The organism is Isoptericola croceus (genome assembly GCF_029382255.1).
In the GTDB taxonomy this organism is placed as follows: domain Bacteria; phylum Actinomycetota; class Actinomycetes; order Actinomycetales; family Cellulomonadaceae; genus Isoptericola; species Isoptericola croceus.
Genome location: NZ_JARLLG010000001.1, coordinates 959,089 through 983,773, shown reverse-complemented (window position 1 = coordinate 983,773; position 24,685 = coordinate 959,089). Strand labels below are relative to the sequence as shown.

Here is a 24,685-nt window from a genome sequence, read left to right as displayed (position 1 = left end):
GGAGTCTCCCGTCGAGGTGAGGTACCCGCCCTTCCGGCGGCCACTACTCGTCATCACTCTCTGAGAGAACCAGGACAGGATGACGTCACCACGGACCCCAGGTGAACAGAAGATGAACACGCACCGTCTCGTGCATCACACGTTCACCTCACACCCCCGCTACAGCGGCAGGGCGTACGTCGCGACCACCGCCGCGTGGTCGCTCCAGCGCTCGTCGTACGTCGGCGCCCGGTCGACCTCGACCTTCACCGCACGGTCGGCGAGAGCGGTGTTGGCCAGCTGGTAGTCGATGCGCCAGCCCCGGTCGTTCTCGTAGGCCTTGCCGCGCCAGGTCCACCACGTGTAGGGGCCGGGGCCGTCGCCGCCGTGGGCGCGGCCGAGGTCGGTCCAGCCTGCACCGAGCCAGCGGTCGACGTAGGCCCGCTCCTCGGGCAGGAACCCGGCGCTCTTGCGGTTGCCCTGGAAGTTGGCGATGTCGACCTCGCGGTGGGCGATGTTGAGGTCACCCGCCACCAGGGCCGGCACCGGCCCCGACGCGAGCTCCGTCAGCCGGCCGGTCACCTTGTCCAGGTGGGCGTACTTGGCGGCCATGGTGTGCTCCTGGCCCGGGTTGGTCGACCCCGAGTGCAGGTAGGCCGAGACCACGGTGAGCATCCCGCCGTCGGGCAGCGTGAGGTCCGCCTCGAGCCAGCGTCCGGTGTCGACGGCAGGCTCGGCGCCGCCGTCGGCCGCACCGAGTCCTCCGCGCACCGCGGCGAGCGGCAGGCGCGAGGCGACGGCGACACCGGCACGCCCCTTGAGCTCGGACGGCAGGTGCGCGACGTGCCAGCCCTCGAGGTAGTCACGCACGAGCGCGTCCGGGGCGCGGACCTCCTGCAGCAGGAGGACGTCGGGTGAGCGGCGGGAGATCCAGTCGTGCATGCCGCGGCGGAACGCGGCGCGGATCCCGTTGACGTTGGCGGTGGCGATGGTCAGCACGCGGGCAATACCACCACACGCCGCTGACAGCTGTCAGCGGCGCACGTCACCCGGCAGGGGCCTCACTCACCCGCGTACGCCGCCTCCAGCGCGGGCACGTCGATCTTGGACATCTTCAGCATCGCCTGCGCGGTCCGCTGGTTCGCCGCGGTCGTGTAGTCCCCGCAGAGCTCCTCGAGCTGTCGCGGGATGACCTGCCAGCTCACGCCGAAGCGGTCGGTGCACCATCCGCACGGCCCGGGCTTGCCGCCGTTCGTGGTGAAGACGTCCCAGTAGTGGTCCACCTCGTCCTGGCCGTCGCACAGCAGGTAGAAGCTGAAGGCCTCGTCCAGCCGGAGGTCGGGTCCGGCGTTGAGCCCGACGACGTCGAGCCCGCACACCGTGAACTCGACGATGAACGGCTCGCCGGCCGTGGTGCCCGGGATGCCTTCCGGCGCCGTGACGACCTTCTGCACGCGGGAGTCCGGGACGTGCTCGGCGTAGAACGTCGCGGCCTCGTGGGCGTTGTTGTCGGCGAACCACAGGTGGGGTCGCAGGGTGACCATGTCGTTGCCTCCTTCGCCCCCGCGGGTCGGGGGTCTCGAGAGGTATGACGCCGCGCACCGGGCGAACTCATCGGCAGGTCACGTCGCAGCCAGACGCCGCTTCTCCGCCTCCACGTCGTACGTCGCCGAGGGCCACTGCGGGTCGATGTCCTCCAGGACCCCCACCAGCAACGTCTGGACCGCGAGCCTCGCGTACCACTTCGCGTTCGCAGGCACGACGTACCAGGGAGCGTGCTCGGTCGAGGTGCGGTCGAACACCGTCTGGAACGCGTCCATGTAGCGGGGCCAGAGCTGACGCTCGTCCACGTCCCCCGGGTTGTACTTCCAGTGCTTGTCGGGCCGGTCGAGCCGCTCCATGAGGCGCGACCTCTGCTCGGCGTACGAGAGGTGGAGCATCACCTTGAGCACCCGGGTGCCGGAGTCCCTCAGCCGATTCTCGAAGCCGTCGATCGCGTCGTAACGGCGCTCGATCTCCGCAGGTGGCGCGAGCTCTCGCACGGCACCGATGAGGACGTCCTCGTAGTGCGAGCGGTCGAAGACACCGATGAACCCGGCCGCGGGCACCTCCTTCTCCACGCGCCACAGGAAGTCGTGCCCCAGCTCCTCGGGCGTCGGCTTCTTGAACGCCTTGAGGTGGATGCCCTGCGGGTCGGTGGCCCCGATGACGTGACGCACGATCCCGCCCTTGCCCGCGGAGTCCATCGCCTGCAGGACCAGGAGCACAGCCGGGGTCGACGGGTCGACCCGACTCTGGGCGAACAGGCGCTCCTGCAGGGCGGCGAGCTCGTCCGTGCCCGCACGCAGGTCGGCACGGCCGTGCTTCTTGCGCCCGTCATAGCCGGGTGTGGCGTCCGGGTCGACGTCGGCCAGCCGGAAGCCCTTCCTCACTCTGAGCAGCTCTCCGGGGTCAGCGATCCACCCGTGCTGGCTCGTCGCGGTCATCAGGACATCATGGCAGAGGGGACCACCCGTCGTCGTCGGCACCGGCGCACGGGGCGCGGCCGACGACGACGGGTGACGACGGCGGTCAGCCGGCCTGACGCTCCGCCGTCTCGACGACGTTGGCGAGCAGCATCGCGCGGGTCATCGGACCCACGCCGCCAGGGTTCGGCGAGTACCACGACGCCCGCTCCCGGGCCTCCGGGGCGATGTCGCCGACCACGCGCGACTTCCCGGTCTCCGGGTCCGTCCGGCGCGAGACGCCCACGTCGATGAGCACGGCGCCGGGCTTGACCATCTCGGCCGTGACGAGGCCCTCGACCCCGGCGGCGGCCACCACGACGTCCGCACGCCGCACCAGCGCCGGCAGGTCGCTCGTCCCCGTGTGGGTCAGCGTGACGGTGGCGTTGACGGCCTTACGGGTCAGCAGCAGCCCGATCGGCCGGCCCACGGTCACGCCGCGGCCCAGCACGACGACCTCCTTGCCGGCCCAGTCGACGCCGTGCCGCTCGACGAGCTCGACGATGCCCCGCGGCGTGCAGGGCAGCGGCGAGTCGATCTCCTCGCCCACGCGCAGCACGAGCCGCCCGAGGTTGGTCGGGTGCAGGCCGTCGGCGTCCTTGGCCGGGTCCACCAGCTCGAGCACCCGGTTCGTGTCGATGCCGGCGGGCAGCGGGAGCTGCACGATGTAGCCGGTGCACGCCGGGTCGGCGTTGAGACGCGCCACCGCGGCCTCGATGTCCGCCTGCGTGGCGTCGGCAGGCAGGTCCTCGCGGATGGACTCGATGCCCACCTCGGCGCAGTCGCGGTGCTTGCCCGCGACGTACCACTGCGAGCCCGGGTCGTCACCGACCAGGAGCGTGCCCAGCCCGGGCACGATGCCCCGCTCGCGCAGGGTCGCCACACGCCGGCGCAGGTCGTCCTTGATGGTGGTGGCGGTCGCCTTGCCGTCCAGCTTCTGTGCCGTCACTGAGCCAGCTCCGGGTACAGCGGGAAGTCCGCGGTGAGCTTCGCGACCCGAGCCGTGAGGGACTCGGTGTCCGCGCTCTCGCCGTCGCGCAGTGCGGCCGCGATGATGTCCGCGACCTCGGTGAACTCGGCGTCGCCGAACCCGCGCGTGGCGAGTGCCGGGGTGCCGATGCGCAGGCCCGAGGTGACGCGCGGCGGGCGCGGGTCGAACGGGACGGCGTTGCGGTTGACGGTGATGCCGACCGAGTGCAGGAGATCCTCGGCCTGCTGGCCGTCCATCGCGGAGTTCCGCAGGTCGACCAGCGTCAGGTGGACGTCGGTACCACCCGTCAGCACCGACACGCCGGTGCCGGCGACGTCCGCCTGGGACAGCCGCTCGGCGATGATGCGGGCGCCGCGCAGGGTGCGCTCCTGACGCTCCTTGAAGGCCTCCGACGCCGCCAGCTTGAACGCCACGGCCTTGCCCGCGATGACGTGCATCAGGGGCCCGCCCTGCTGGCCGGGGAACACGGCGGAGTTCAGCTTCTTCGCGTACTCCTCCTTGGCCAGGATGAAGCCCGAGCGCGGGCCGCCGATCGTCTTGTGCACCGTGGAGGAGACGACGTCGGCGTGCGGGACCGGGGACGGGTGCAGCCCGGCGGCCACCAGGCCCGCGAAGTGCGCCATGTCCACCCAGAGCTTGGCGCCGACCTCGTCCGCGATCTCGCGGAACGCGGGGAAGTCGAGCTGGCGCGGGTAGGCGGACCAGCCGGCGATGATGACGTCCGGGCGGTGCTCCAGGGCGCGCTTGCGCACCTCGTCCATCTCGATGCGGTGCGTCTGCGGGTCGACGCCGTAGCCCCCGACGTCGTACAGCTTGCCGGAGAAGTTGATCTTCATGCCGTGCGTGAGGTGGCCGCCGTGGGCCAGCTCAAGACCGAGGATCTTGTCGCCCGGGTTGATCAGCGCGTGCAGCACGGCCGCGTTGGCCTGCGCGCCGGAGTGCGGCTGGACGTTCGCGTACTCGGCACCGAACAGCTCCTTGGCGCGGGCGATGGCGAGGTTCTCGGCGATGTCGACCTGCTCGCAGCCGCCGTAGTAGCGCCGCCCCGGGTAACCCTCGGCGTACTTGTTGGTCAGGACCGAGCCCTGGGCCTGCAGGACGGCGCGCGGCACGAAGTTCTCCGACGCGATCATCTCGAGGGTGTCGCGCTGGCGGGCCAGCTCACCGTCGAGGACGGCGGCGATCTCCGGGTCCACCTCGGACAGAGGGGCGTTGAACGTGGGGTCGGGCGTGCTCATGGCGGCGTCTCCTGCTGTGTCGGACGAACTCGTGTCTCGGTGAACGACCGGGCCCAGGCGACCGACCCGTCGTCAGCACAGCGCGTCGCTCCCCGGTGGTGATCCACCTGTACGCCAGTCGCGACGTGGCGATCCTAACCGATCCACCCGCCCGGCAGCAGCCTGGTCCAGTCCGGTCCGGCTCGTCGCGTCACGGCTCCGGGACCTCCGCGGTCGCCACCGGCCAGCCGTCCGCCCACGCGAGCCGCTGGATCGCGAGACGGAAGGCACCGCCGGAGTCCCCGTCGTAGAAGTGGTAGGCGAGGTGCCCCTCGTCGAGCGACTGCCCGCCCGGCCCGATCATGGGCCCCTCGGTGGCGAGCACGAGGGTGCCGCCGCCACGCGCCATGTCCTTGCCCTCGGCGTCGAGGAAGGGTCCCGTCACGTCCTGCGAGCGCCCCACGTGGATCGAGTAGGTCGAGTCGGCGCCGGAGCAGCACTTGCCCCACGAGACGAACAGGTAGTACCAGCCGTCCCGCTCCATGACGTACGGGGCCTCGACCTGGTTCTCCGGCACCCCCGCGCGGGTGGCGACCATGACCGGCTCGGCACCCGCGGACGGCATGCCGGACGGCCACTCGAGCGGCAGCACCTGGATCCCGCCCCAGAAGGACCCGAAGAACAGCCAGGGCGCGCCGTCGGCGTCCTCGACGACCCCGGGGTCGATCGCGTTGTAGTTCGTCGCGCCCGCCTCGGAGCGCCAGACGGCGCCCTGGTGGGTCCAGCCGTAGTCGGGGTCGGCCGGGTCGAGCGTGGTCCCGGTGGCCAGCCCGATCGCCGACGTGTTCGACCCGAAGGTGGAGGCGGAGTAGTAGAGGTACCAGGTGCCGTCGTGCTCGATCAGCTCGGGAGCCCAGTAGTGCTCGACGCCGTCGATCGACTCACGTACCCACCGGGGGTCCTCGTCCGCCGACCAGGCCGGCCCCACGCGCTCCCACGTGAGTCCGTCGTCGTCGGACCGGTGCACCATCGGTGCACCGAGGCCGCGGCGTGGATCACCGGTGGAGTAGACGAACCAGGCCTCGCCGTCGCCACCGACGACGATCGCCGGGTCGTGGGTCCCGAGGTCGCCGTCGAGGGCGAACGGCTCGGGCGCGGGTTCCCAGGGCCGCAGCACGCCGAGCGTCACCGCGGTGCCGGCGAGGAGCACACCGAGCGCGACGACGGCGACGACGAGCCGACGCCGGTGGCGCACCGGCGCGGGGGCCTCGGCGGTGGTGGTCGGGCTGGTCATGGGGCACTCCAGATCATCGTGCGGCGAGGTCATCGGGGGTCGAGGCGCAGCAGGCGTACGCCGTGGTCGGGGACGTCGACGGCGATGACGCCGTCGTGCACGGCGACGGGCTGACCCGACCACACGTCGGTCACCCCAGCGGCCGCAGCCACGACCGAGGTCAGGGGGATTTCGATGCGCCGTGGGTCCGGTGCCGTGTTGAAGATGCCGGCCCAGCGCGTCGGCGCGTGCCCCTCGGTGGCGGCCGCCCAGAGCACGGTGTCCCCCTCGCGCAGGAGCTCGCGGCCGCCCGTGGAGCGGTGCAGCACCTCCAGCACGCCGGCGTGGGTGAGGTCGGCGATCGTGTCCGGGTCCGAGGTGGGCAGATCACCACCGACCATGAGCGGCGAGCGGGCCAGGCACCACAGCGTGAGCATGGTCCGCCGCTCGTCGGTGGTGAGACGCGAGTCGCGCGGCTCGCCGCGTTCGGCACGCAGGCCGATGCGACCGAGCGGGAGCATGTCCGCGTCGGGCCATCCGGCGGGTCCGGCGTGCGGCGCCCAGCGGGCCGTGCGGCCGAGCTGGTCGTGGACGTCCTCCCAACGGTCCCAGAGGTCGTCGGAGATGCGCCACATGTCAGCGTGCGCCCGCAGGTGCTCGAGGTGGGCGAGTGAGAGGTCGGTGCCGGGAGACAGGGAGACGGTGACCTTGCGGCCGTACTTCTCCTCGGCTCTGTGCACGGCGAGCGCGAGCGCCTCGACGGCGTCGGCATGGTACGGCGCGAGCATGTCGTCGACCTTGAGGAAGTCGACGCCCCAGCCGACGACGTGGTCGATCATGGCGTCGAGCCACACCTGGGCACCCGGGTGGGAGTGGTCGAGCCCGTAGTTGTCGCTGTTCCACGGGCAGGTGCTCGCGGTGTCCGCGATGTCGCTCGTGGAGTACGAGGTCCCGTCGACGGGCAGGTCCGCCTCGACCGCCCGGCGGGCGATGCCTCGCATCAGGTGGACACCGAGTTTCAGGCCGAGGTCGTGCACCGCGGCGGCGAGCGGGGCGAAACCCGCGCCGTCGGCCGCGGACGCGAACCGCCCGACCACGGGCTGCAGGAACCCACGGTGGTCGAAGCACAACGGTGCGTCGTCGTTGTACCCGCCTGCCCGTGCCGTCGGTTCGAACCACTGGATGTCCACGACGACGGTGTCCCACCCGACGTGGGCCATGTGCTCGGCCATGAACCGGGCGTTGGCGAGCACCTCGTCCTCGGTCACGGTGGTGCCGTAGGAGTCCCAGGAGTTCCAGCCCATCGGCGGGCGGGCCGATCGGTCGCTGCGTGGCATGGTGCGTCCTCTCGTGGTACATCGTTGTAGAAGGGATCGTGCCCGGTCAAGGCCCTCGGGTCAAAACCGCCCTCTTCATCGTTGTACATCCGTGACCCAGCGCACTTGACCGAAGGGCGCGGCGCGTGTCACCGTTGCTCCCGTCGGTGGCTCTCCATCGATGTAAAGCGGATCGGGAGTCGCAGCACCACGACCAGCCCCGGGACGCGTCAAGGCTCAACGAGAGGACCCGTGATGAAGAAGTCACGCCTGACCGCCGGCGTAGTCGCCGGGCTCATCGTCGCCGGCACTGCCGCGTGCAGCTCCGGTGGCGGCGGCTCGTCCGACGGCCTCACCTTCATGTTCCGAGGCGGTGACGACGAGAAGGCCGCCTACCAGGCCGCCATCGACCGGTTCACCGAGGACACCGGGGTCGAGGTCGACGTCGTCGTGTCCGACCCGGACAACTACGCCACACAGCTCCAGGCGTCCATCGCCGGGAACCAGGTCCCCGACGTGTTCTACATCGAGCAGGCCAACCTGCAGTCGTACGTCAACGAGGGCATCCTCATGGACATCACCGACCAGGTGGCCGAGCTCGGCGTCGACCTCGACAACATCTGGGAGTACGGCGTCGACTCCTACCGCTACGACGGCACGCTCCAGGGCACGCCCGAGGGCCGCCTCTACGGCCTGCCGAAGGACATCGGCCCCTTCGCCTTCGGCTACAACGCCACCATGCTCGAGGAGGCCGGCGTCGAGCGGCCCGACCCGGACGTGCCGCTGAGCTGGGACGACTGGCTCGAGGTCCTGCAGGAGATCACCGTCGACACCGACGGTGACGGCGAGATCGACCAGTGGGGCACAGGGCTCAACGTCCAGTGGAACCTGCAGTCGTTCGTGTGGAGCAACGGCGGCGACTGGACGAACGAGGACCGCACGCAGGTCACCGTGGACACGCCGGAGTTCGCCGAGGCGCTGCAGTACTTCACCGACCTCACGACCGTGCACGGCGTCACGCCGAACCCGGAGCAGGCCCAGACCCTCGACACCTACCAGCGCTTCATGGCCGGTGAGATCGGGTTCTTCCCCGTGGGCCCCTGGGACATGAGCGTCTACAACGAGCTCGACTTCGAGTACGACCTCATGCCCTGGCCCGTCGGCACCACCGGCGAGACTGCCGCCTGGGTCGGTTCGCTCGGCATCGGCGTCTCCGCGACGTCCGACATGCCGGACGAGGCCGTCCAGCTCGTCACCTACCTCTCCACGGACGAGGCCGCCCAGGAGACCCTGATCGAGGCCAACATCCAGATCCCGAACCGGATCGACACGGCCCAGGAGTGGGCCGGCGCGGACGACGCGCAGCCCGCGAACCGCCAGGAGTTCCTCGACATCGCCGAGGACTACGGCCGCGCCATGCCGGCGGCGTTCACCTACGGTGCGGCGTGGTACGACGAGCTGTGGGTAGACATCCAGCCGGTCGTCGACGGCGTCCGTCCCGCGGACGAGTACCTCGCCGAGGTGCAGCCGCGGATGCAGGCCCTCCTCGACCAGTCCAACGAGGATGCCGCCCGCGCCGCGGAACAGAACGCGCAGACCGACTGACGCCCCCGGGTGCGGCCGCCGCGCGGCGGCCGCACCCGATCCGTACGACTTGGACGAAGGAGTCTGCGATGACCTCCACCGCAACCCCGGCCACCGCAGGGCTGGCCACCGCCGCGCGCCGATCCGGCGCCCGACGAAAGAGCGCCCCACCCGGCGGGGGAACGTCGCGGCTCCACCGCAACGAGCAGAAGTGGGCGCTCGGTTTCGTGGCGCTGCCCGTGCTCGGCTACCTGCTGTTCATCCTGTACCCAGTGTTGTTCGCGCTCTACGCCTCCCTGACCCGCTGGAACGGTCTGGGCGCGATGGAGTTCATCGGGCTGCAGAACTACGCGAACCTGCTGACCGACGACCGGTTCCACCAGTCGATGTGGAACACGATCTTCTACCTGGTCGGCATCCCGATCGGCCTGGCCATCTCCCTGGCGCTCGCGCTGGCGATGAACCGCCGCCTCGTGGGCCTGACGGTCTTCCGCACGATCTACTACATCCCGGTGATCTGCTCGATCGCCGCGGTCGCGATCCTGTGGCAGTGGGCCTACAACGGTGACTTCGGGCTGGTGAACCAGTTCCTCGGTCTGCTCGGCATCGACGGCCCCAACTGGCTCGCCGACGCCACCTGGTCCAAGCCCGCCATCACGCTGATGATGGTGTGGAAGGGCCTCGGCTACTCCATGCTGCTCTACCTGGCAGCCATCCAGGCCGTGCCCCGGTCGCTGATGGAGGCGGCCGAGCTCGACGGCGCCGGCGCCTGGCAGCGGTTCCGCGCCATCACGCTGCCGATGGTGCGCCCCGTGACCTTCTTCCTCGTCGTCACCCAGATCATCGCCAGCGCGCAGATCTTCGCGGAGATCCAGATCATGACGCCCGGCGGTGGGCCCGAGTACTCGACGGCGTCGGCCGTGTTCCACATCTGGCGGCAGGCGTTCCAGTACCAGCAGATGGGTTACGCCACAGCGATGGCGATCGTCCTGGGCATCTTGATCTTCATCATCACGCTCATCCAGTTCCGGCTGAACAAGCGCAGCAGCTTCGTCCTCGACTGAGGCCAGGGAGACATTTCATGAGCACCTCAACGACCACGATGGACCTGAGCCGCACAGCGCGCACACGCATCGCCGACACCGTCGTGTGGGTCGTCCTCGCCGGCGGCGCGATCTTCATGCTCGCCCCGCTGCTGTGGATGTTCTCCACGTCCCTGAAGTCCCAGCTCGAGGTCTTCGCACTGCCGCCCGTGTGGATCCCGGAGGTCCCCCAGTGGGACACCTACGTGCGGATGTGGGACAACTCCTACATCCTCTCCGGTTTCGCCAACTCGGCGATCGTCACGTTCTCGGTGACGATCCTGGGAACGCTCACCTGCTCGCTCGCGGCCTTCTCGATCGCCAAGATGCGCCTGCCGTTCCGCAACACCATCTTCATCGGGCTGCTGACCGGCATCATGATCCCGTTCCCGACCCTGATGATCCCGCAGTTCGTCATCTTCGCCCGGATCGGCTGGGTCGACACGCTCCTGCCCCTGATCGTCCCGGCGATCTTCGGCAACATCATCGTCATCTTCTTCCTGCGGCAGTACCTCGAGAGCGTGCCCAACTCGCTCATCGAGGCCGCGAAGATCGACGGCGCGTCGTTCTGGCAGATCTTCTGGCGCATGATCTTCCCGATCATCCGACCCGCCATCGCCGCACAGTTCATCCTGTGGTTCATGGCGGTGTGGAACGACTACCTCGCGCCGATCCTGTACCTGCGCACCCCGGAGCGGCAGACCCTCCAGGTGGTCATCGCCAGCATGAACGTGCAGTACGCCACCCAGCGCGACTACCCGCTCATCATGGGCGCGTCCGTCGTCGCGCTGCTGCCCATCGTCGTCGTCTTCCTGATCTTCCAGCGGCAGATCATCGAGTCGATCGCGCTCACCGGGTCCAAGGGCTGAGATGACCGAGCTCCGCACGCCCCCCGTCGAGCTGGCGGACGGGGGGCCGGGCAGGCCCGTACCCGAGACCGCCTCGTGGGCCGGACGACACGTCCACGACCCCACCGTCGTCCGCGACGACGACGGCACGTACTGGTGCTTCTCCACGGACGCCCGCTACGACGGACCCGTCCGCGGCGGAGTCCAGGTGCGGCGCTCGGACGACCTGGTGGCCTGGACGTTCCACGGCTGGGCCCTCGACGGGGTCCCTGCGCCGGCCGCCGCCTGGGCCGGGGCGGAGGGCCTGTGGGCACCGGACGTCGTGCGTACGCCGTCGGGCGACGGCTGGCGCATGTACTACTCGGCCTCGAGCTTCGGTTCGCGCCGCTCCGCCATCGGCCTCGCGTCGGCGCCGCACCCGGCAGGTCCGTGGCGCGACGAGGGCCTGGTGGTCTCCTCCACCCACCATGCGCCCCCGGCCGGCACGGGCCACCCCAACGCCATCGACGCGAACGTGGTCACGGACGGCGCCCGGCAGTGGCTCGTGTACGGCTCGTTCTTCGGTGGCATCCACGTGCTGCCGCTGGATCCGGCGACCGGGTTCCTCACCGCCGGAACAGCCGCCTCGGCGACGCCCGGCGGGCTGACCGACCACCCCGGCACCCTCGTGGCTCGGCGTGCGCCGCACGTCGACAACGGCGCTGTGGAGGGCGCCTTCGTCCTCCCCCGCCCGGGCGGTGGGTGGGCACTGCTGGTCTCCTACGACTCGCTCGCCTCGAGCTACCACGTGCGCGCCGCCGTCGGCACGCACGTCGACGGCCCCTTCCACGACCGCACCGGCCGGACGATGACCGACGTCGATGCTCCCCCGTGGTCCGTCGGCGTGCCGGTGCTGGCCGGTCACCGGCTGGCCGGAGGGCCTGGCCTCCTCGCCCCCGGCCACGGCTCGGTGCTCACCGAGACGCTGCCCGACGGCGGCACCCGCCAGGTGTTCGTGCACCACGTCCGGGACGCCGACGCTCCCACCGAGCACCGCCTGCAGGTGCGGCGACTCGTGTGGACCCACGACGGCTGGCCGCTGATCAGCCCGCAGCCGTGGGCCGGTGCCGCCAGGGAGACCGACGACACGTCGTGCTGGCCCTCCGATCCCGCGGTGCTCGCCGGCACGTGGGAGGTCCTCGAACCGGGCACCGAACCCGTCGGCGTCCAGCCCGGCACGGTCCGGCAGCTCGCCGCACGGCACGACGTCCGCCCCCTCGGGGAGGGTCGCTTCGCCTGGCGGGACGACGACGGCGCGCAGGTCGCCGCCGTCGTGCATCCTGGGTGGGACGCAGTGCGCGGCCGGTCGACCCTCGTCCTGACCGCGCTCGACGACACCGGTCGGGTGGTGCTCGCCACCCGCCTCGACGAAGGAGCCGCGTGAGCCAGGAGCACCGACCCGCCGACGACCCGCGCGCCACGGCGAGCGAACGGGTCGCCGACGCCGAGGTGCCCGGCTGGGCCGGCGGCGTGATGTACGTGCTGCGCTGGGTCACCCTGCTCGTCGAGGTCAACGTCATGGTGCTGCTCGGCACCCTGGCCGGCGGCGTCCTGCTCGGGGCCGGGCCGGCCCTGCGCGCCGGGAGTGCCGTCGTGGCGCGGATGACCGACGAACCGACGCCGTGGCGCACCTTCTGGCGGGTGTGGCGCGCGGGGTTCTGGCGCGGGAACGCCCTGTTCGCACCGTTCTGGGTGGTCGGTGTGCTGCTGTGGTTCGACGGCGTCGCGGTCACGCTCATGACGGGCCCTGTTCGCGCCGTGCTCCTCGGTGGGCTGGTCCTCGCCCTGGTGTGGACCACCGTCGTCCTCACGTACTGGCCTCGGGTGGTGCTGCGCTACGAGCGGGGGTTCGGCGAGACCTGGCGCTTCCTGCTGCTCACTCCGTTGCTCGGGCCCGCCACCACGGCCGCGGTGCTCGTGGTGGTCCTCGTGGTCTGGATCGCCTGGACCTTCCTGCCGCTCGCCGCCGTGCTGCTCGGGGCGTCCTTCGGGCTGTGGGCGACGGGCAGGCTCGTCGGCGACCGCCTGGACCGGCTCGACGCCGACCAGCCGCGCTGACACGTCGCGGTCGTGCGGGAGGCCGCACGGTCGGCGACCTCCCGCACGGCGCGCTACCTCCAGCTGTCGCTGACGGCCAGGGTTCCGTCCTCTCCGACCGTCGCGCTACGGTCGGCGCCGCTCTCCCAGACCACGACGCCCGCGCCGTCGACCTTGACGTACTTGTACGTGAAGGTGGTCCCGGCGGGGACCTCGAGCGAAGCGCTCCAGAGGGGGTAGGCGTCGGCGGACATCGGCACCCCGGCAGCGGGGTCCCATGAACCGAGCGCGGGGATGCTGCCGACGACATAGACGTCCTGCCCCCACGTCGTCGTCGCCTCGACGGTGAAGGACGTCTCCGCGGCGGTCACCTCGTCCCCACCGGACCCTTCGCAGGGGTTGCCGGGGACGACCGTGCCCGCGGCTACGGCGACGTGCGCGCCGGACAACCCGTAGTCCTGCCCGCCGTTGTTGTCCCAGGTGCCCGCACCGTCGTTGAAGGCCGCCGTCAGGCCTGATCCACCGCCGAGGTCGACCTGCCGTGAGACCCAGCCTGTGCACGCCGCGTCCATGTCGACGCCCGGCGCCTGGGTCCAGGTCCCGTCGCCGACCCGGTAGTGGATCTTGTGGTCTTCCCAGCCGGCGTCGGTCGCGTAGTACACGGTGGTCGCGTCGTCGCCGGGTTCGACCGGCTCCTCCGGGCCGGCCGGGCCCTCGGGGTCGCCGGACAGCAGCGCGAGCGCACCATAGGCGGGGACCGTCGCGGTGAAGGTGCCGGCGGAGGAGACGTCGTACGACGAGGAGCAGTCCGACGACGCGACGACGTCGCAGTAGGTCCCGGCCGGCAGCGACGTCTGGTAGGTGCGGGTGGCGGCCGAGCCGCTGTTGTTGATCGTCACGTAGCCGACCTGGCCGCGACCGTAGGCGATGTGGTTGCTGCCGTCGTCCCACCAGTCGGTGACCGGCATGCCCTCGACAGCGTTGTGATACCCCACCATCCCGGCGATCTCGGTCCAACGCTGGGTGCAGGTCCAGCCCGCGGTGCAGTCGGCGTCCGGGACTGTGGTGTCCGTCGCCCCCGGCGCGCCGGCCTCCTTGTCGTCCCACTCGTAGCCGGAGTAGACGGTCGGCGACCCGTAGGGCCACGAGAGCATGAACGTGTTGGCCAGCGTGTACTTGGCACCCCACCGGTAGTTCATCGTCTCGCCGTTGCGCTCGGTGTCGTGGTTGTCGACGAACACGCCGGCGCTCCCGGAGGGCAGCTTGCCGTCCCCGATCGTGCGCAGGTCCTTGATGCTCCCGTCGAACCGTGACCTGAGCTCGCGGGCATAGTCGAACTCGTGCGAGTCACCGCTGCCCAGGTACTCGGCCGGCTGGATGGGTTCGCCGGCCGCTCCGATCACCTCGTGCACCCAGAAGACGTCCGGGTCGGAGAGCTTGGCCTTGACGGCCTCGAGGTCGGCGGCCGGGATGTGCTTGGACGCGTCGATGCGGAATCCGGCGACCCCCATGCCGAGGAGGTCGTCGAGATAGGCGGCGATGGTGTTGCGGACGTGCTCGGAACCGGTCCGCAGGTCTTGCAGCGACAGCAGCCGGCAGTTCTGCACCTGGTATCGGTCACCGTAGTTCGAGATGTTCGAGCGGCAGTCGTTGAAGTCCTGGGCGGAGTAGATCCCCGGAAAGGAGTCGACACCGAACGAGCTGCCGGCGACGCCGGCGCCAGACCCGACGTTCGCCCCGGTCGTGTGGTTCACGACGGCGTCCACCACCACACCGACGCCGGCCTCGGCACAGGTGTCGACCATCTCCTGGAACTCGACGCGGGTCCCGAGCTTGGACTCGATCCGGTAGCTGACGGGCTGGTACGAGGTCCACCACTCGGTGCCGCGGATGTGCTCCTGCGGCGGCGAGACCTGCACGTACCCGAAGCCGGCCGGGCCGACGGTGCTGGTGCACTCGGCGGCCACGGAGTCCCACGTCCACTGGAACAGGTTGAGGATGACGTTGCCGCGTCCGTTCTTCGAGTCCACGATCGGGGAGGGCATCGGTGTCGCAGCGGTAGCAGGCCCGGCCGCACCGAGCAGCCCGGTGCCGGCCAGGATCACGGCGGTCAGCCCGGCCAGTGCTCGGCGGGGTCGTGACCGTCCGGCCACGGATGCTGGTGGTGCGAGCTTCATTGCTGCGCTCCTTCGTCGGGGGCCGCTCGTCGGCCCTGCTGCCACCCGGCGTCCTCACCGGGCGGTGCTCACGGCCCGGGTGCGCGCTGAGACCCACGCCTGCAAGCCGTGTTGAAAACGTACAGCAAGTTGCAGACGAAGTCACGAGTCCACAGTCAGGGCGCGACGAAGCACGGCAGGGCGAGCCACGAACCGTTGCGCAGTGCCCAGCAGGACGTCAGGCGGTCTTGTCGAGGAGCGTCGAGACCTCCTCGACACCGCCCTCGAGCTCCGCGACGATCTGCTCGGGCGCACCCTCGGCCACGTCACCCGTCGACTCGCGGCCGACGAGCCGGGACGCGGGGACCACCCGCCGGTAGCCGCGCTCCGAGGGACCCGCGATCCGTTCCACGAGGAGGTCGACGGCGGTGCGAGCGATCTGCGCGCTGCCCGGGTCGACCGAGCTGATCGTGGGCACCGAGTAGCGCACGTCGTCGATGTCGTCGAAGCCGATGAGCGCGACGTCCCGCGGCACGTCGAGGTTGCGGGCGTGCAAGGCGTGCAGTGCGCCCAGCGCCATCGCGTCGTTGAGCGCGAAGACCGCATCGACCTGGACCCCGGCGTCCAGCATCCGGCCCATCGTCTCCGAGCCCGTCGACCGGTGCCAGAGGCCGGCCTCCCCCACGAGCTCCGGGTCGAAGGGCAGACCGGCCTCGGCGAGCCCTTGCTTGTAGCCCTCGGTGCGCAGCGCCGCGGAACCGAGCTCCTCCCCCTCGTGGGCACCGACCACCGCGATCCGCCGCCGACCGAGCGAGGCGAGATGAACGGTGGCCGCGCGAGCGGCCGCGACGTTGTTCATGGTGACGTGGTCCGCCGGGGCGTCGAAGACGCGCTCCCCGAGGATCACGAGCGGGAAGTCGACGTCGAACAGGGCGAGGTCCGCCTGGGAGAGCTCCAGCGGCGAGAAGATGAGACCGTCCGTGAGCTGACGGCGTTTGCCCGTCAGGACGTCGACCTCCCGCTCGCGCGATCCGCCCGTCTGCTCGATGAGCACCGTCAGCGACTGCTCCTCCGCGGCACGGATCACCCGGTCGGCCAGCTCGGCGAAGTACGGCAGCGACAGCTCCGGGACCGCGAGGGTGATCATGTCGGTTCGCCGGGTCCGCAGGTTGCGCGCGGTGGTGTTGAGCCGGTAGCCGAGCTCGTCGATCGCCTCCTGGACGCGCTGACGCGTCTCAGGCCGGATGTGGGGGTAGGCGTTGACGACGTTCGAGACCGTCTTGATGGACACCCCGGCACGGACCGCGACATCGTGCATGGTCACTGCCACGCGCACACCTCCTCGTCGTCGGACACAGCGTAGGTCACGATCCCTCGACTGGTGCCGGACACCCGTGTCGTGATTCACTCTACATCGTTGTAACCAACGACGGCACATCCCGCTCCGTTCGCAGAGGAACACCGAGAACATGGCTGACGCCCGTATCACCTTGCACCCCGACTTCCGCCGCGGCGCCGTGGACCGCCGCCTGTTCGGCTCGTTCGTCGAGCACCTCGGCCGTGCCGTCTACACCGGCATCTTCGAGCCCGAGCACCCGCAGGCCGACGAGCACGGCTTCCGTCGCGACGTCGCCGATCTCATCCACGAGCTCGGCGTGCCGATGGTGCGCTACCCCGGTGGAAACTTCGTCTCCAACTACGTCTGGGAGGACGCCGTCGGCCCCGTCGAGGAACGCAAGCCGTTCCTCGACCTCGCGTGGCGCACCGTCGAGCCGAACCTCGTGGGCACCGACGAGTTCCTGCAGTGGGCCGAGCGCGAGGGCATCGAGCCGATGATGGCCGTCAACCTCGGTACGCGCGGCGTGGTGGCCGCGGCAGCCCTCCTCGAGTACTGCAACGGCGAGGCCGGCACGCGCTGGGCCGACCTGCGCATCGCCAACGGGCGGGAGAAGCCCTACGGCGTCAAGCTCTGGTGCCTCGGCAACGAGATGGACGGCCCCTGGCAGATCGGCCACAAGGACGCCCACGAGTACGGCAAGCTCGCCGCCGAGGCCGGCAAGGCCATGAAGCTCGTCGACCCGTCGATCTCGCTCGTCGTGTGCGGCTCGAGCTCGATGCAGATGCCCACGTTCGGCGAGTGGGAGCGCACGGTGCTGTCGTACACCTACGACATCGTCGACCACATCTCCATGCACGCCTACTACGAGGAGCACGACGGCGACCGCGCCTCCTTCCTCGCCTCCGGCACCGCGATGGACCGGTTCATCGACCGCGTCGTGGCCTCCGCCGACGCCGTGGGCGCCGAGCGTCGGTCCGACAAGAGGATCACCATCTCCTTCGACGAGTGGAACGTCTGGTACCTCGAGACCCGCTTCCCGGGCGAGGCCAACCTGCCGATCCAGCGCGACGCCCCGCGCATCATCGAGGACGTCTACTCCGCCCTGGACGCCGTCGTCGTCGGCGACATCCTGGTGACGCTCCTCAACCACGCCGACCGCGTCCCCGTCGCGGCCCTCGCGCAGCTCGTCAACGTCATCGCGCCGATCATGACCGAGCCCGGAGGCGAGGCCTGGCGCCAGCCCACCTTCTACCCGTTCGCGACGACGGCACGCCTCGCCCAGGGCACTGCCCTCGACGTGCGCGTGGACGCGCCGACGCACACCACGTCCCGGCACGGCGACGCACCCGTCGTCACCGCCGCCGCGACGGTCGGCGACGACGGGGCGCTGGGCCTGTTCCTCACCAACCGGTCGGACCGCGTCGTCGAGGTCGACCTCGCACACGTCGGCGCGGCCCTCGCGCTGACCGAGGGCCACCAGATGCTCGCCGACCACGAGGCGGCCGTGCACGGGTCGGAGCACGCCACCAAGGTCGCCGAGGCATGCTGGTCGACGGTGGACGTGGCGGGCGCCGTCGTCGGCTCCGCGGACGGCACCACGACCGTGCGGCTCGCTCCCGAGTCCTGGACGGCGTTCGCCGGGACGTTTGCCCGCGCCTGACACCGCCCTACCCTCCACGAGCGTCTCTGTTCGTCAGGAATCACCGTCTGATTCCTGACGAACAGAGACGCTCGTCGGTTCAGGCGGGAGCGAGCTCCAGCTCGTCATCCGTGTGCTCCGAGCCGGGCTTCTGGTCCTCGAAGCGGCGCAGCACACGACTGACCGTCGACCGGGAAGCCTCGACCTCCTCGGCGATCTCTCGCTGGTTGAGTCCCTCGCGGGCAAGCCTCAGGATGCGCTGGTCCCGCTCGGAGACCGACTCCTCGCCCACCTGGTCCTCGTCGGAGACGTCGGCGTCCGAGGTGCCGTGCACGTTGGACCAGGTCGGGACCCGAGGGATCGCGCCCGTCCTGGCCTCCTCCGTGCGGCCGACCAGGTCGAAGACCTCGACCCGCCGGGTGTGCCCCGTCTCAGGGAGGGGCTCGACGGCCGTCGGGGCCGCCGCGGCGTCGTCCTCGGCGGCGACCGGCTCCACGAGCTCCGCCGCCTGGCCCTCGGTGCGTTCCGCGGCGAGATCCTCCGCGTCGGTCGCCATGGCAGCAGACGGCTCGGCGGCAGTCGGGTCTGTCGAGAGAGCCGCCTCGAAGTCCTCCGCGAAGGGCTCCTCCTCGACCGGTACCGTCACGTTCGTCGCCGCGGTCGACACGACCGCGGTCGGTGCCTGGTCAACGGCGGGCTCGGCGCCGGCGGCGACCAGCGCTCCGCGGTCCGCTGCCGGAGCCGCGTGCACCACGGCGTCGTCGCCCGGGTGGCCGAACTCCTCGACGCCTCGGGCGATGCCTCGCTTGACCGAGCTGGCCCCGATCGTGTCGAGGCGGTTGCCGTGACGCTCGGCGGCCTCGAGGCGCTCGACCCAGACCTGCATCCGCCGCTCGAAGTCCTCCACCGTCAGCAGCTTGAGGGCCCGGTCGCGGGCAGCGCGCTGACGCTCGTGGGCCGCACGGATCTTGCGCGTGTTGCGTCGGCTGCCCGAGCTGTCGAGCCTCGCGTCCCGCCACATCTCCAGGGCGGTGACGTACTGGTGCACCCGGTGCTCGCGCCGACGCTCGTCGAGGGTGTGCCCGGTGACGAGGTGTCGCTCCCCGACCAGCGCCAGGTGCCACATCAGGGCGGCGACCAGCGGTGGCACGAACCGGAAGACCACCATGTAGGGCGTGCTGGCGGTCGGCACGGCGATCTCGTGGAGGGCCGCGAACACACCCGAGGTGCCCGAGAGGACCCACGTCAGCGTGAGCAGCACGCCGTACGGGCGCCCCTCCAGGGCGGCGTTGCGGGCCATGAGCGCGACGGCGACCAGGCTCACCTCGAGGAAGCCCGCCAGGGCGTAGGCCTCCATCGGCGTCATGTGCGCGACTTCCAGGCCGAACAGGACCATGCCGCTGTAGGCCAGCGCCGTGGCGATGAAGGCGGCGATGACGACGGCCACCATCGGCAGGTGCCGGCCGCGGTAGCGCACCTTCGCCGGTCCACCGCCCGCGGTGGTAGCGGCCTTGTCCTGCTGAGTCACGTGTGCCTCCGAATTATCGTGATGAAGCTCTATATCAGCAGTTTGTCGGACGCGAAGTCAATGTGCAGCACCTGTGAAGGCCGTCGTGCGGTCGCCGCGTCCCCCCGGGAGCCCCGGGCGACGCTGCGGTGGCGCGACCACCGACGGCAGCCCTGCACCCGTGGCGGGTGCAGGGCTGCCGTCGGTGGTCGGTCGCCTCAGGTGCAGTCGATGCCGTCGTACTCGGTCACGACACTGCCGAGGACGCCTTCTCCACGGCTCACGGTCACCGTGACGGTCCCCGCCTCGATCACGCCGCGGCGGGTGGTGAACCCCCGGTACGCATGAGCACCCGGGGCGACGTCCGAGACCGTCGCCGTGCCGAACGCCGTGTCCAGCTCGACGTCGACCGTCTCCGGCCCCTCGTTGGTCGCCCGCACGGCGAGCTGGACGGAACCCAGCAGGCACCGGGGCGCGACCTCCACCGCGACCGGGACCTCGGTACCGGGGTCCACGGTGACCGGGGTGATGCTCTCGAGCGTGGGGGTGACGGTCTTGAACAGTCCGTCCTCACCGATCTCGAGCCGGTCGATCGTGGTCTCCCGGTTGGTCCCGTTGCCGCCGGGGATCGCGTGCCGGTGGTAGGCGATGTACCAGTCGTCGGTGCCCGCCACGTTGAGGATCGAGCTGTGCCCGGTCCCGACGACGCCCAACGAGTCGTCCCGCTGCAGGATCACCCCGCGATAGGTCCACGGACCGTTGATGCTGGTGGCCGTGGCGTACCCGACGCGGTAGTTGGGCGAGCCCGTGTCGTCGATCGAGTAGGTCAGGTGGTACAGGCCGTCACGATGGTTGACGTACAGCCCCTCACGGAATCCGGTCAGACCCGAGATGCGTGCGGTCGTGCCGGGGACGAGCGAGACCATGTCGTCGGCGAGCTCCGCATACACCGGTCCGTTCGACGGCCCCCCGTTGCCCCAGAACAGGTAGTGCTTACCAGTGGCGGGATCGCGGAACGCCGCGGGGTCGATCGCCTGGCCCGAGCTCACCGACTCGTTGTTCAGGATCATCGCCTGGGACTGGGCGGTGAACGGGCCCAAGGGGTCGTCCGCCACCGCGACACCGATCGTCTTGCGGTTCACCGAGGGATTGTGGCCGGAGAAGTAGATGTAGTACTTCCCGTCGCGTTCGATGACCCCTGGTGCCCACGCGTTGCCCGTGGCCCACGGCACGTTGCCGTCGTCGCCGTCGAGCCTGAGGATCGGTTCGGACGTGCGCTCCCAGTCGACGAGGTTGTCGGAGTGCCAGACGTAGAACTCCTTGCCGCCCCAGCTGGGGAAGCCGTCCGTCGTGGCGTAGATGTAGAAGCGGTCACCGAACTGGGCGATGTCGGGGTCGGCGTACAGCCCCGGCAGCAACGGGCTGCGCATCTCGATCGCCCGGACGGTCCACTCGCGCGACGAGCCACCGGGGCCCGTCACCGTGTAGGTCACCGGCTCGTTGAGGTCCTGGACGGAGCCGTTGTCCGGGGCCACGGTCGCCTGGCCCGAGACCTCGAGCTCGACGGCCAGCTCCGTCAGATCCGTCCCCGGCTCCATCGGCAGCGTGACGGTGCTCGACGCCTCGTTCACGATCGCGTCGATCTTCAGACCTTCGGCCTGCGCACCCCGCACCACGGTGTGATCGGCACCGATCGCCGCCACCTCCGAGGCGTCGAGCGCCCGGTCGTAGATCCGGAAGTCGCGCACGTCGCCGTTCAGGTACCGGTCACCGGAGTACAGCGAACGACCGATGTAGTTGGCGATCGTCTGACCACCACCGATGTCGCCCGGGTCGATCGTCACACCGGTCTGCCGCTGTACCTCGACGCCGTCGAGGTACAGCACGGCGGTGGTACCCGAGAGCGTGTACGTCAGGTGCTTCCACACACCCCGTGGGAGGGCCGAGCCGGAGTTGACGGTCTGCTCCCCGTTCCAGTTGCCGAGCGTGATCGAGCTGCGGTAGGTGCTGTTGCCGGTGGTGAACAGGTAGCCGTTCCCGCTCGACCCGCTGGTGTTGCCCATCCCGTAGATGAAGTACGGGGTGGCCTGGTTCGGGTCGACCCGGACGTCGAGCGTCACGGTGATGTCGCTCAGCCCTGCGAGCAGGTGGTTCGGCAACCTCACGTGACCGTTCGTCCCGTCGAGCTTGACACCGTCGGCCGACGGGGTGGCGCCGCCGACCAGCGTCGCCGGTCCGAAGGTGCTGTCCGGGGCGGCGTTGGCCGCCTGGGTGCCGCTGGTCTCGTCCAGGGGGTAATGGACCATGAGGCCGGGGACCTGCTCGGTGACGGTCACCGGCACGTCGGTGGAGACGTCCCCTGCGGATGCCGTGACGATGGTGCTACCCGCGGCCACGGCCTGCAGCAGCCCGTCGGCCGTGATCGTCGCGACGCTCTCGTCGGCGGACGACCAGGTGACGTCGCGCTGCGAGGCGGTGGCCGGCCGGACCTGGGCGGTGAGCTGTCGCTCCCCGCCGTGCCAGAGCTGGACCGAGGCGGGTTCGACCCGCACCTCTTCGACCGGGATCGGCTCGGACTGCACGGTGACCACCGCGCGGGCCGTCGCCGTGCTGCCGGTGACGGTCCCGGTGACCTCGAAGGTGCCGACCTCGGCGTACTGGGCTGAATCGATCTCGGCCCAGGTCACCGCGGCGTTGCCGGTGGAGCCGTCGGCGTACTGCACCGCGACCTTGGTGGGAAGCACCGGCTCCTGGTCCACCTGCACGGTGACGGCCACGTCCTCGACCGACTCGACGAAGGCGTCCGGCTGGTAGGTCTGCAGCAGCCTGTCGTACTCGGCCTGCGTCACCGGGAGCACCGTGCCGTGACGCGGGTGCGACGGCATCTTGTAGCCGGTGGACATCTTCCACTCGGCGGCGTCGAGGTCGGTGGTCTCGAAGGGCACGTAGCCCCGTCCACCGAACTCGTCGATGAACATGTACCACTTCTCCTCGGTGTTCGACTTGAAGATCGTCGGGCCCTCGCCCTGGTTGATCCCGGCGCCGAGCGAGTTCGCCTTGCCGATGCAGTCAGTGATGAACTCGTAGTCGGTCGAGCGCAGGTCGGACGACTTCTCCCCGGTGATGAACTTCGAGCAGGGGGTGCTCGAGGTGTTGTTCCGCTCGTCCTTCGTGAACCGGTAGTACTCCCCGTCGTGCAGCATGACCGTGGAGTCGATGACCGAGTAGCCCGGGTCGACCCACACCTGCGGGTCGCTGAACGTCACGAAGTCGCGCGTCGTGGCGTACATCATCCGGTTGTAGGTGTTCCCGGTGTGGTTCGGGTCGTTGTCGGCATAGAGCTTCGAGGCCCAGAACACGACGTACTCGCCGATCGACTCGTCGTAGTACGCCTCGGGCGCCCACGTGTTGCCCGCATTCTCGGGAGCGACCTGCACGAGCCGCTGGTCCGTCCAGTTCACGAGGTCGGTGGACTCCCAGACCATGATCGACTTCGACCCATGACGCTGGATCGCGTCCCAGTTCCACGAACCGTGCACTTTGAGGTCGGTGGCGATCTGGTAGAACTTGTCGCCCTCGGGCGAGCGGATGATGAACGGGTCGCGCAGGCCCTTGTCGCCGAGCTCCGAGGTGAGGACGGGCTGGTTGTCGTTGAGGTCCCGGTAGCGCAGCGGGTCGTTGCCCTCGCTGAGCCCGAAATAGACCTGCTCACCGCTCGCCGTTCCCTCGCCGATGAAGTAGGAGAAGAGGTAGCCCTCGTAGGACTCGGCTGCGGGCAGCGGCGGGACGTGCACGACGACGTCGCGCGTCGCGGTGGCCGCACCGACGGTCACGGTCGCGGTGAGCGTGACGTCGACGGCGTCGTCTCCGGCCGCGGGGCGGTTCACCTCGCCGGTGGCGGTGACCACGGACTCGTCGGCCGAGGTCCAGCTCACGGTTGCACCGTGGTCACCCGTGGTGGGCAGGGTGAGGTTCCCGCGGGCGTCGTCGGCGTTGACGACGTCGAGCGCCGTGGCAGCGGCTTCGGCGCGGCCGGCGTCCCCGGTCAGGGGGACGACGGTCACGACGACCTCGCGGCTCGCGTCGTGGCCTCGTAGCTCGAGCGTGGCGGTCAGGGTGACGTCGGTGGCCTCCTCGACGGCCGCCACCTGCCCGTCGTCGGTGATCACGTCCGGGTCGGAGGACGACCAGGTCACCGCGGCGCCGCCGTCGGACACGGCCGGCAGCTCCAGGTCGGAGTTGACCGCGCTGACGTCACCGAGGGAGACGGAGTCGCCCGCGAGAGCCGCGGCAGCACCGGTGGCGTCGATGGACGCGACCTCGCCGGCGTCCAGCGCGCGCTCGTAGAGTCGGACGTCCCGCATCCGGCCGGTGAAGGCCTTGTCGGCGGCGTAGGCGGACAGGCCGATCGCGTTACGGGTGGTGCTGCCGCCGCCGATCTCACCTGGGACATGGGTGATGGCGTCGGAGGACCCGACGAGCTCGCCGTCGGCGTAGAGCCGGCCCTGGGATCCGTCGACGCTGTAGGCGATCGACGTCCACCGTCCGGCGGCGAGGGCGCCGTCGTCGGAGATCGTGTTCTGCTCGTTGGACCACGCGGCTCCGGAGACGGTGCCCCGATAACGGTTGTTCGCGCTGGAGGAGAACAGGTAGCCGGTGCCGGACTGCGGGCTGCCGACCGCCTCGTTGCCGAAGGTGTAGAAGAAGTAGTTGCCGCTCAGCGCCGGGTCGATCCACACGTCGGCGGTGATCGTGACGGCCGTGGTGCCGGCGAGCATGTCGTCGGGCAGGTCGACCCAGCCGGAGCCGTCGAGCTCCAGGGAGCCGTCCGCGGCCCAGCCGGACCCGCCGACCAGCGTGCCGTCGTAGCCGTTGTCGATCGCGTCGCGGGCGACGGCGCCTTCCTCGTCGTCAAGCGGGTACCAGGCGCGCAGCCCATCGGTGACGCCGTCGGCTGGCTCGGTGCTCGTGGCCGCGGCAGGTAGCCCGGCTACCAGGGGAAGACCGAGCGCAATGGCAGCCGTCGCGGCTGTGATGCGCAGGTTTCGGGGGGGTCTCATGCGGTGCTCCTCATCATCGAGGTCGGACATGTGAGCGGTAACACTCTGGCTGGATGCTAGCCCTCCGAACACGTCCGCGGCACCCCTCCGCTCGAAGCAATCAGTAACAATCAC

17 protein-coding genes and 1 riboswitch are annotated in these 24,685 nt (G+C 70.3%); of the genes, 6 read left to right on the top strand and 11 right to left on the bottom strand.

All coding sequences use genetic code 11. The annotated features are described in order from the left end of the window. Positions 1-159: 159 nt before the first annotated feature. From PZC42_RS04560 to PZC42_RS04530, 7 genes are all read right to left on the bottom strand, one after another. Entirely contained in the window at positions 160-978 is an 819-nt protein-coding gene (locus PZC42_RS04560) for an exodeoxyribonuclease III (RefSeq protein ID WP_277208810.1), read from the bottom strand. 62 nt (positions 979-1,040) lie between these two features. After that, the gene (locus PZC42_RS04555) at positions 1,041-1,523 is read right to left on the bottom strand and encodes a VOC family protein (protein WP_277208809.1); all 483 of its coding nucleotides are present in this window, start codon (positions 1,521-1,523) and stop codon (positions 1,041-1,043) included. Positions 1,524-1,601: 78 nt separating this feature from the next. Further along, complete coding sequence (locus PZC42_RS04550; RefSeq protein ID WP_277208808.1) at positions 1,602-2,465, bottom strand: PPK2 family polyphosphate kinase; 864 nt, start codon at positions 2,463-2,465, stop codon at positions 1,602-1,604. An 85-nt stretch (positions 2,466-2,550) separates the two neighbouring features. Next, positions 2,551-3,432, bottom strand: coding sequence for a bifunctional methylenetetrahydrofolate dehydrogenase/methenyltetrahydrofolate cyclohydrolase (locus PZC42_RS04545; protein ID WP_277208807.1), 882 nt, complete (start codon positions 3,430-3,432; stop codon positions 2,551-2,553). Continuing rightward, positions 3,429-4,712: a serine hydroxymethyltransferase gene (gene glyA, locus PZC42_RS04540; protein WP_277208806.1), complete on the bottom strand. Its 1,284-nt coding sequence runs from the start codon at positions 4,710-4,712 to the stop codon at positions 3,429-3,431. The genes PZC42_RS04545 and glyA overlap by 4 nt, the downstream gene beginning before the upstream one ends. A gap of 44 nt (positions 4,713-4,756) precedes the next feature. Then, a riboswitch (ZMP/ZTP riboswitch) is annotated at positions 4,757-4,844 on the bottom strand. Positions 4,845-4,902: 58 nt separating this feature from the next. Beyond that, positions 4,903-5,985: an arabinan endo-1,5-alpha-L-arabinosidase gene (locus tag PZC42_RS04535; RefSeq protein WP_277208805.1), complete on the bottom strand. Its 1,083-nt coding sequence runs from the start codon at positions 5,983-5,985 to the stop codon at positions 4,903-4,905. A gap of 29 nt (positions 5,986-6,014) precedes the next feature. Further along, complete coding sequence (locus PZC42_RS04530) at positions 6,015-7,301, bottom strand: alpha-galactosidase (RefSeq protein ID WP_277208804.1); 1,287 nt, start codon at positions 7,299-7,301, stop codon at positions 6,015-6,017. A gap of 234 nt (positions 7,302-7,535) precedes the next feature. Between PZC42_RS04530 and PZC42_RS04525 the strand changes: the two genes are divergently transcribed. The 5 genes from PZC42_RS04525 to PZC42_RS04505 all read left to right on the top strand — a co-directional run bounded on the left by PZC42_RS04525 (position 7,536) and on the right by PZC42_RS04505 (position 12,891). Then, positions 7,536-8,885 carry an ABC transporter substrate-binding protein gene (locus PZC42_RS04525; protein ID WP_277208803.1) on the top strand — a complete coding sequence of 450 codons (1,350 nt, stop codon included), beginning with the start codon at positions 7,536-7,538 and terminating at the stop codon, positions 8,883-8,885. A 68-nt stretch (positions 8,886-8,953) separates the two neighbouring features. Continuing rightward, positions 8,954-9,928 carry a carbohydrate ABC transporter permease gene (locus PZC42_RS04520; RefSeq protein ID WP_277208802.1) on the top strand — a complete coding sequence of 325 codons (975 nt, stop codon included), beginning with the start codon at positions 8,954-8,956 and terminating at the stop codon, positions 9,926-9,928. A gap of 17 nt (positions 9,929-9,945) precedes the next feature. Beyond that, positions 9,946-10,815, top strand: a complete 870-nt coding sequence (locus PZC42_RS04515) for a carbohydrate ABC transporter permease (protein WP_277208801.1) — start codon at positions 9,946-9,948, stop codon at positions 10,813-10,815. Position 10,816: 1 nt separating this feature from the next. Then, complete coding sequence (locus PZC42_RS04510) at positions 10,817-12,217, top strand: arabinan endo-1,5-alpha-L-arabinosidase (RefSeq protein ID WP_277208800.1); 1,401 nt, start codon at positions 10,817-10,819, stop codon at positions 12,215-12,217. Then, a complete protein-coding gene (locus PZC42_RS04505) occupies positions 12,214-12,891 on the top strand; it encodes a YesL family protein (RefSeq protein WP_277208799.1) in 678 nt (225 codons plus the stop codon). Before PZC42_RS04510 ends, PZC42_RS04505 begins: the two co-directional genes overlap by 4 nt. A 53-nt stretch (positions 12,892-12,944) precedes the next feature. On the opposite strand, the gene PZC42_RS04500 is transcribed toward PZC42_RS04505, so the two are convergent. Beyond that, on the bottom strand, positions 12,945-15,047 hold the full coding sequence (locus tag PZC42_RS04500) for a carbohydrate-binding module family 20 domain-containing protein (protein ID WP_277208798.1): 2,103 nt from the start codon (positions 15,045-15,047) through the stop codon (positions 12,945-12,947). Positions 15,048-15,264: 217 nt separating this feature from the next. Next, a complete protein-coding gene (locus tag PZC42_RS04495) occupies positions 15,265-16,356 on the bottom strand; it encodes a LacI family DNA-binding transcriptional regulator (protein ID WP_277208797.1) in 1,092 nt (363 codons plus the stop codon). Between the two features lie 139 nt (positions 16,357-16,495). Here PZC42_RS04495 and arfA point away from each other — a divergent pair, with 139 nt between their 5' ends. Next, complete coding sequence (gene arfA / locus PZC42_RS04490) at positions 16,496-18,025, top strand: arabinosylfuranosidase ArfA (protein ID WP_277208796.1); 1,530 nt, start codon at positions 16,496-16,498, stop codon at positions 18,023-18,025. 79 nt (positions 18,026-18,104) lie between these two features. Here the strand turns inward: arfA and PZC42_RS22475 are convergent, their stop codons facing one another. Both PZC42_RS22475 and PZC42_RS04480 read right to left on the bottom strand, forming a co-directional pair. Next, on the bottom strand, positions 18,105-19,532 hold the full coding sequence (locus PZC42_RS22475; protein WP_277208795.1) for a helix-turn-helix domain-containing protein: 1,428 nt from the start codon (positions 19,530-19,532) through the stop codon (positions 18,105-18,107). 197 nt (positions 19,533-19,729) lie between these two features. After that, complete coding sequence (locus tag PZC42_RS04480; RefSeq protein ID WP_277208794.1) at positions 19,730-24,571, bottom strand: family 43 glycosylhydrolase; 4,842 nt, start codon at positions 24,569-24,571, stop codon at positions 19,730-19,732. Positions 24,572-24,685 lie beyond the last annotated feature (114 nt).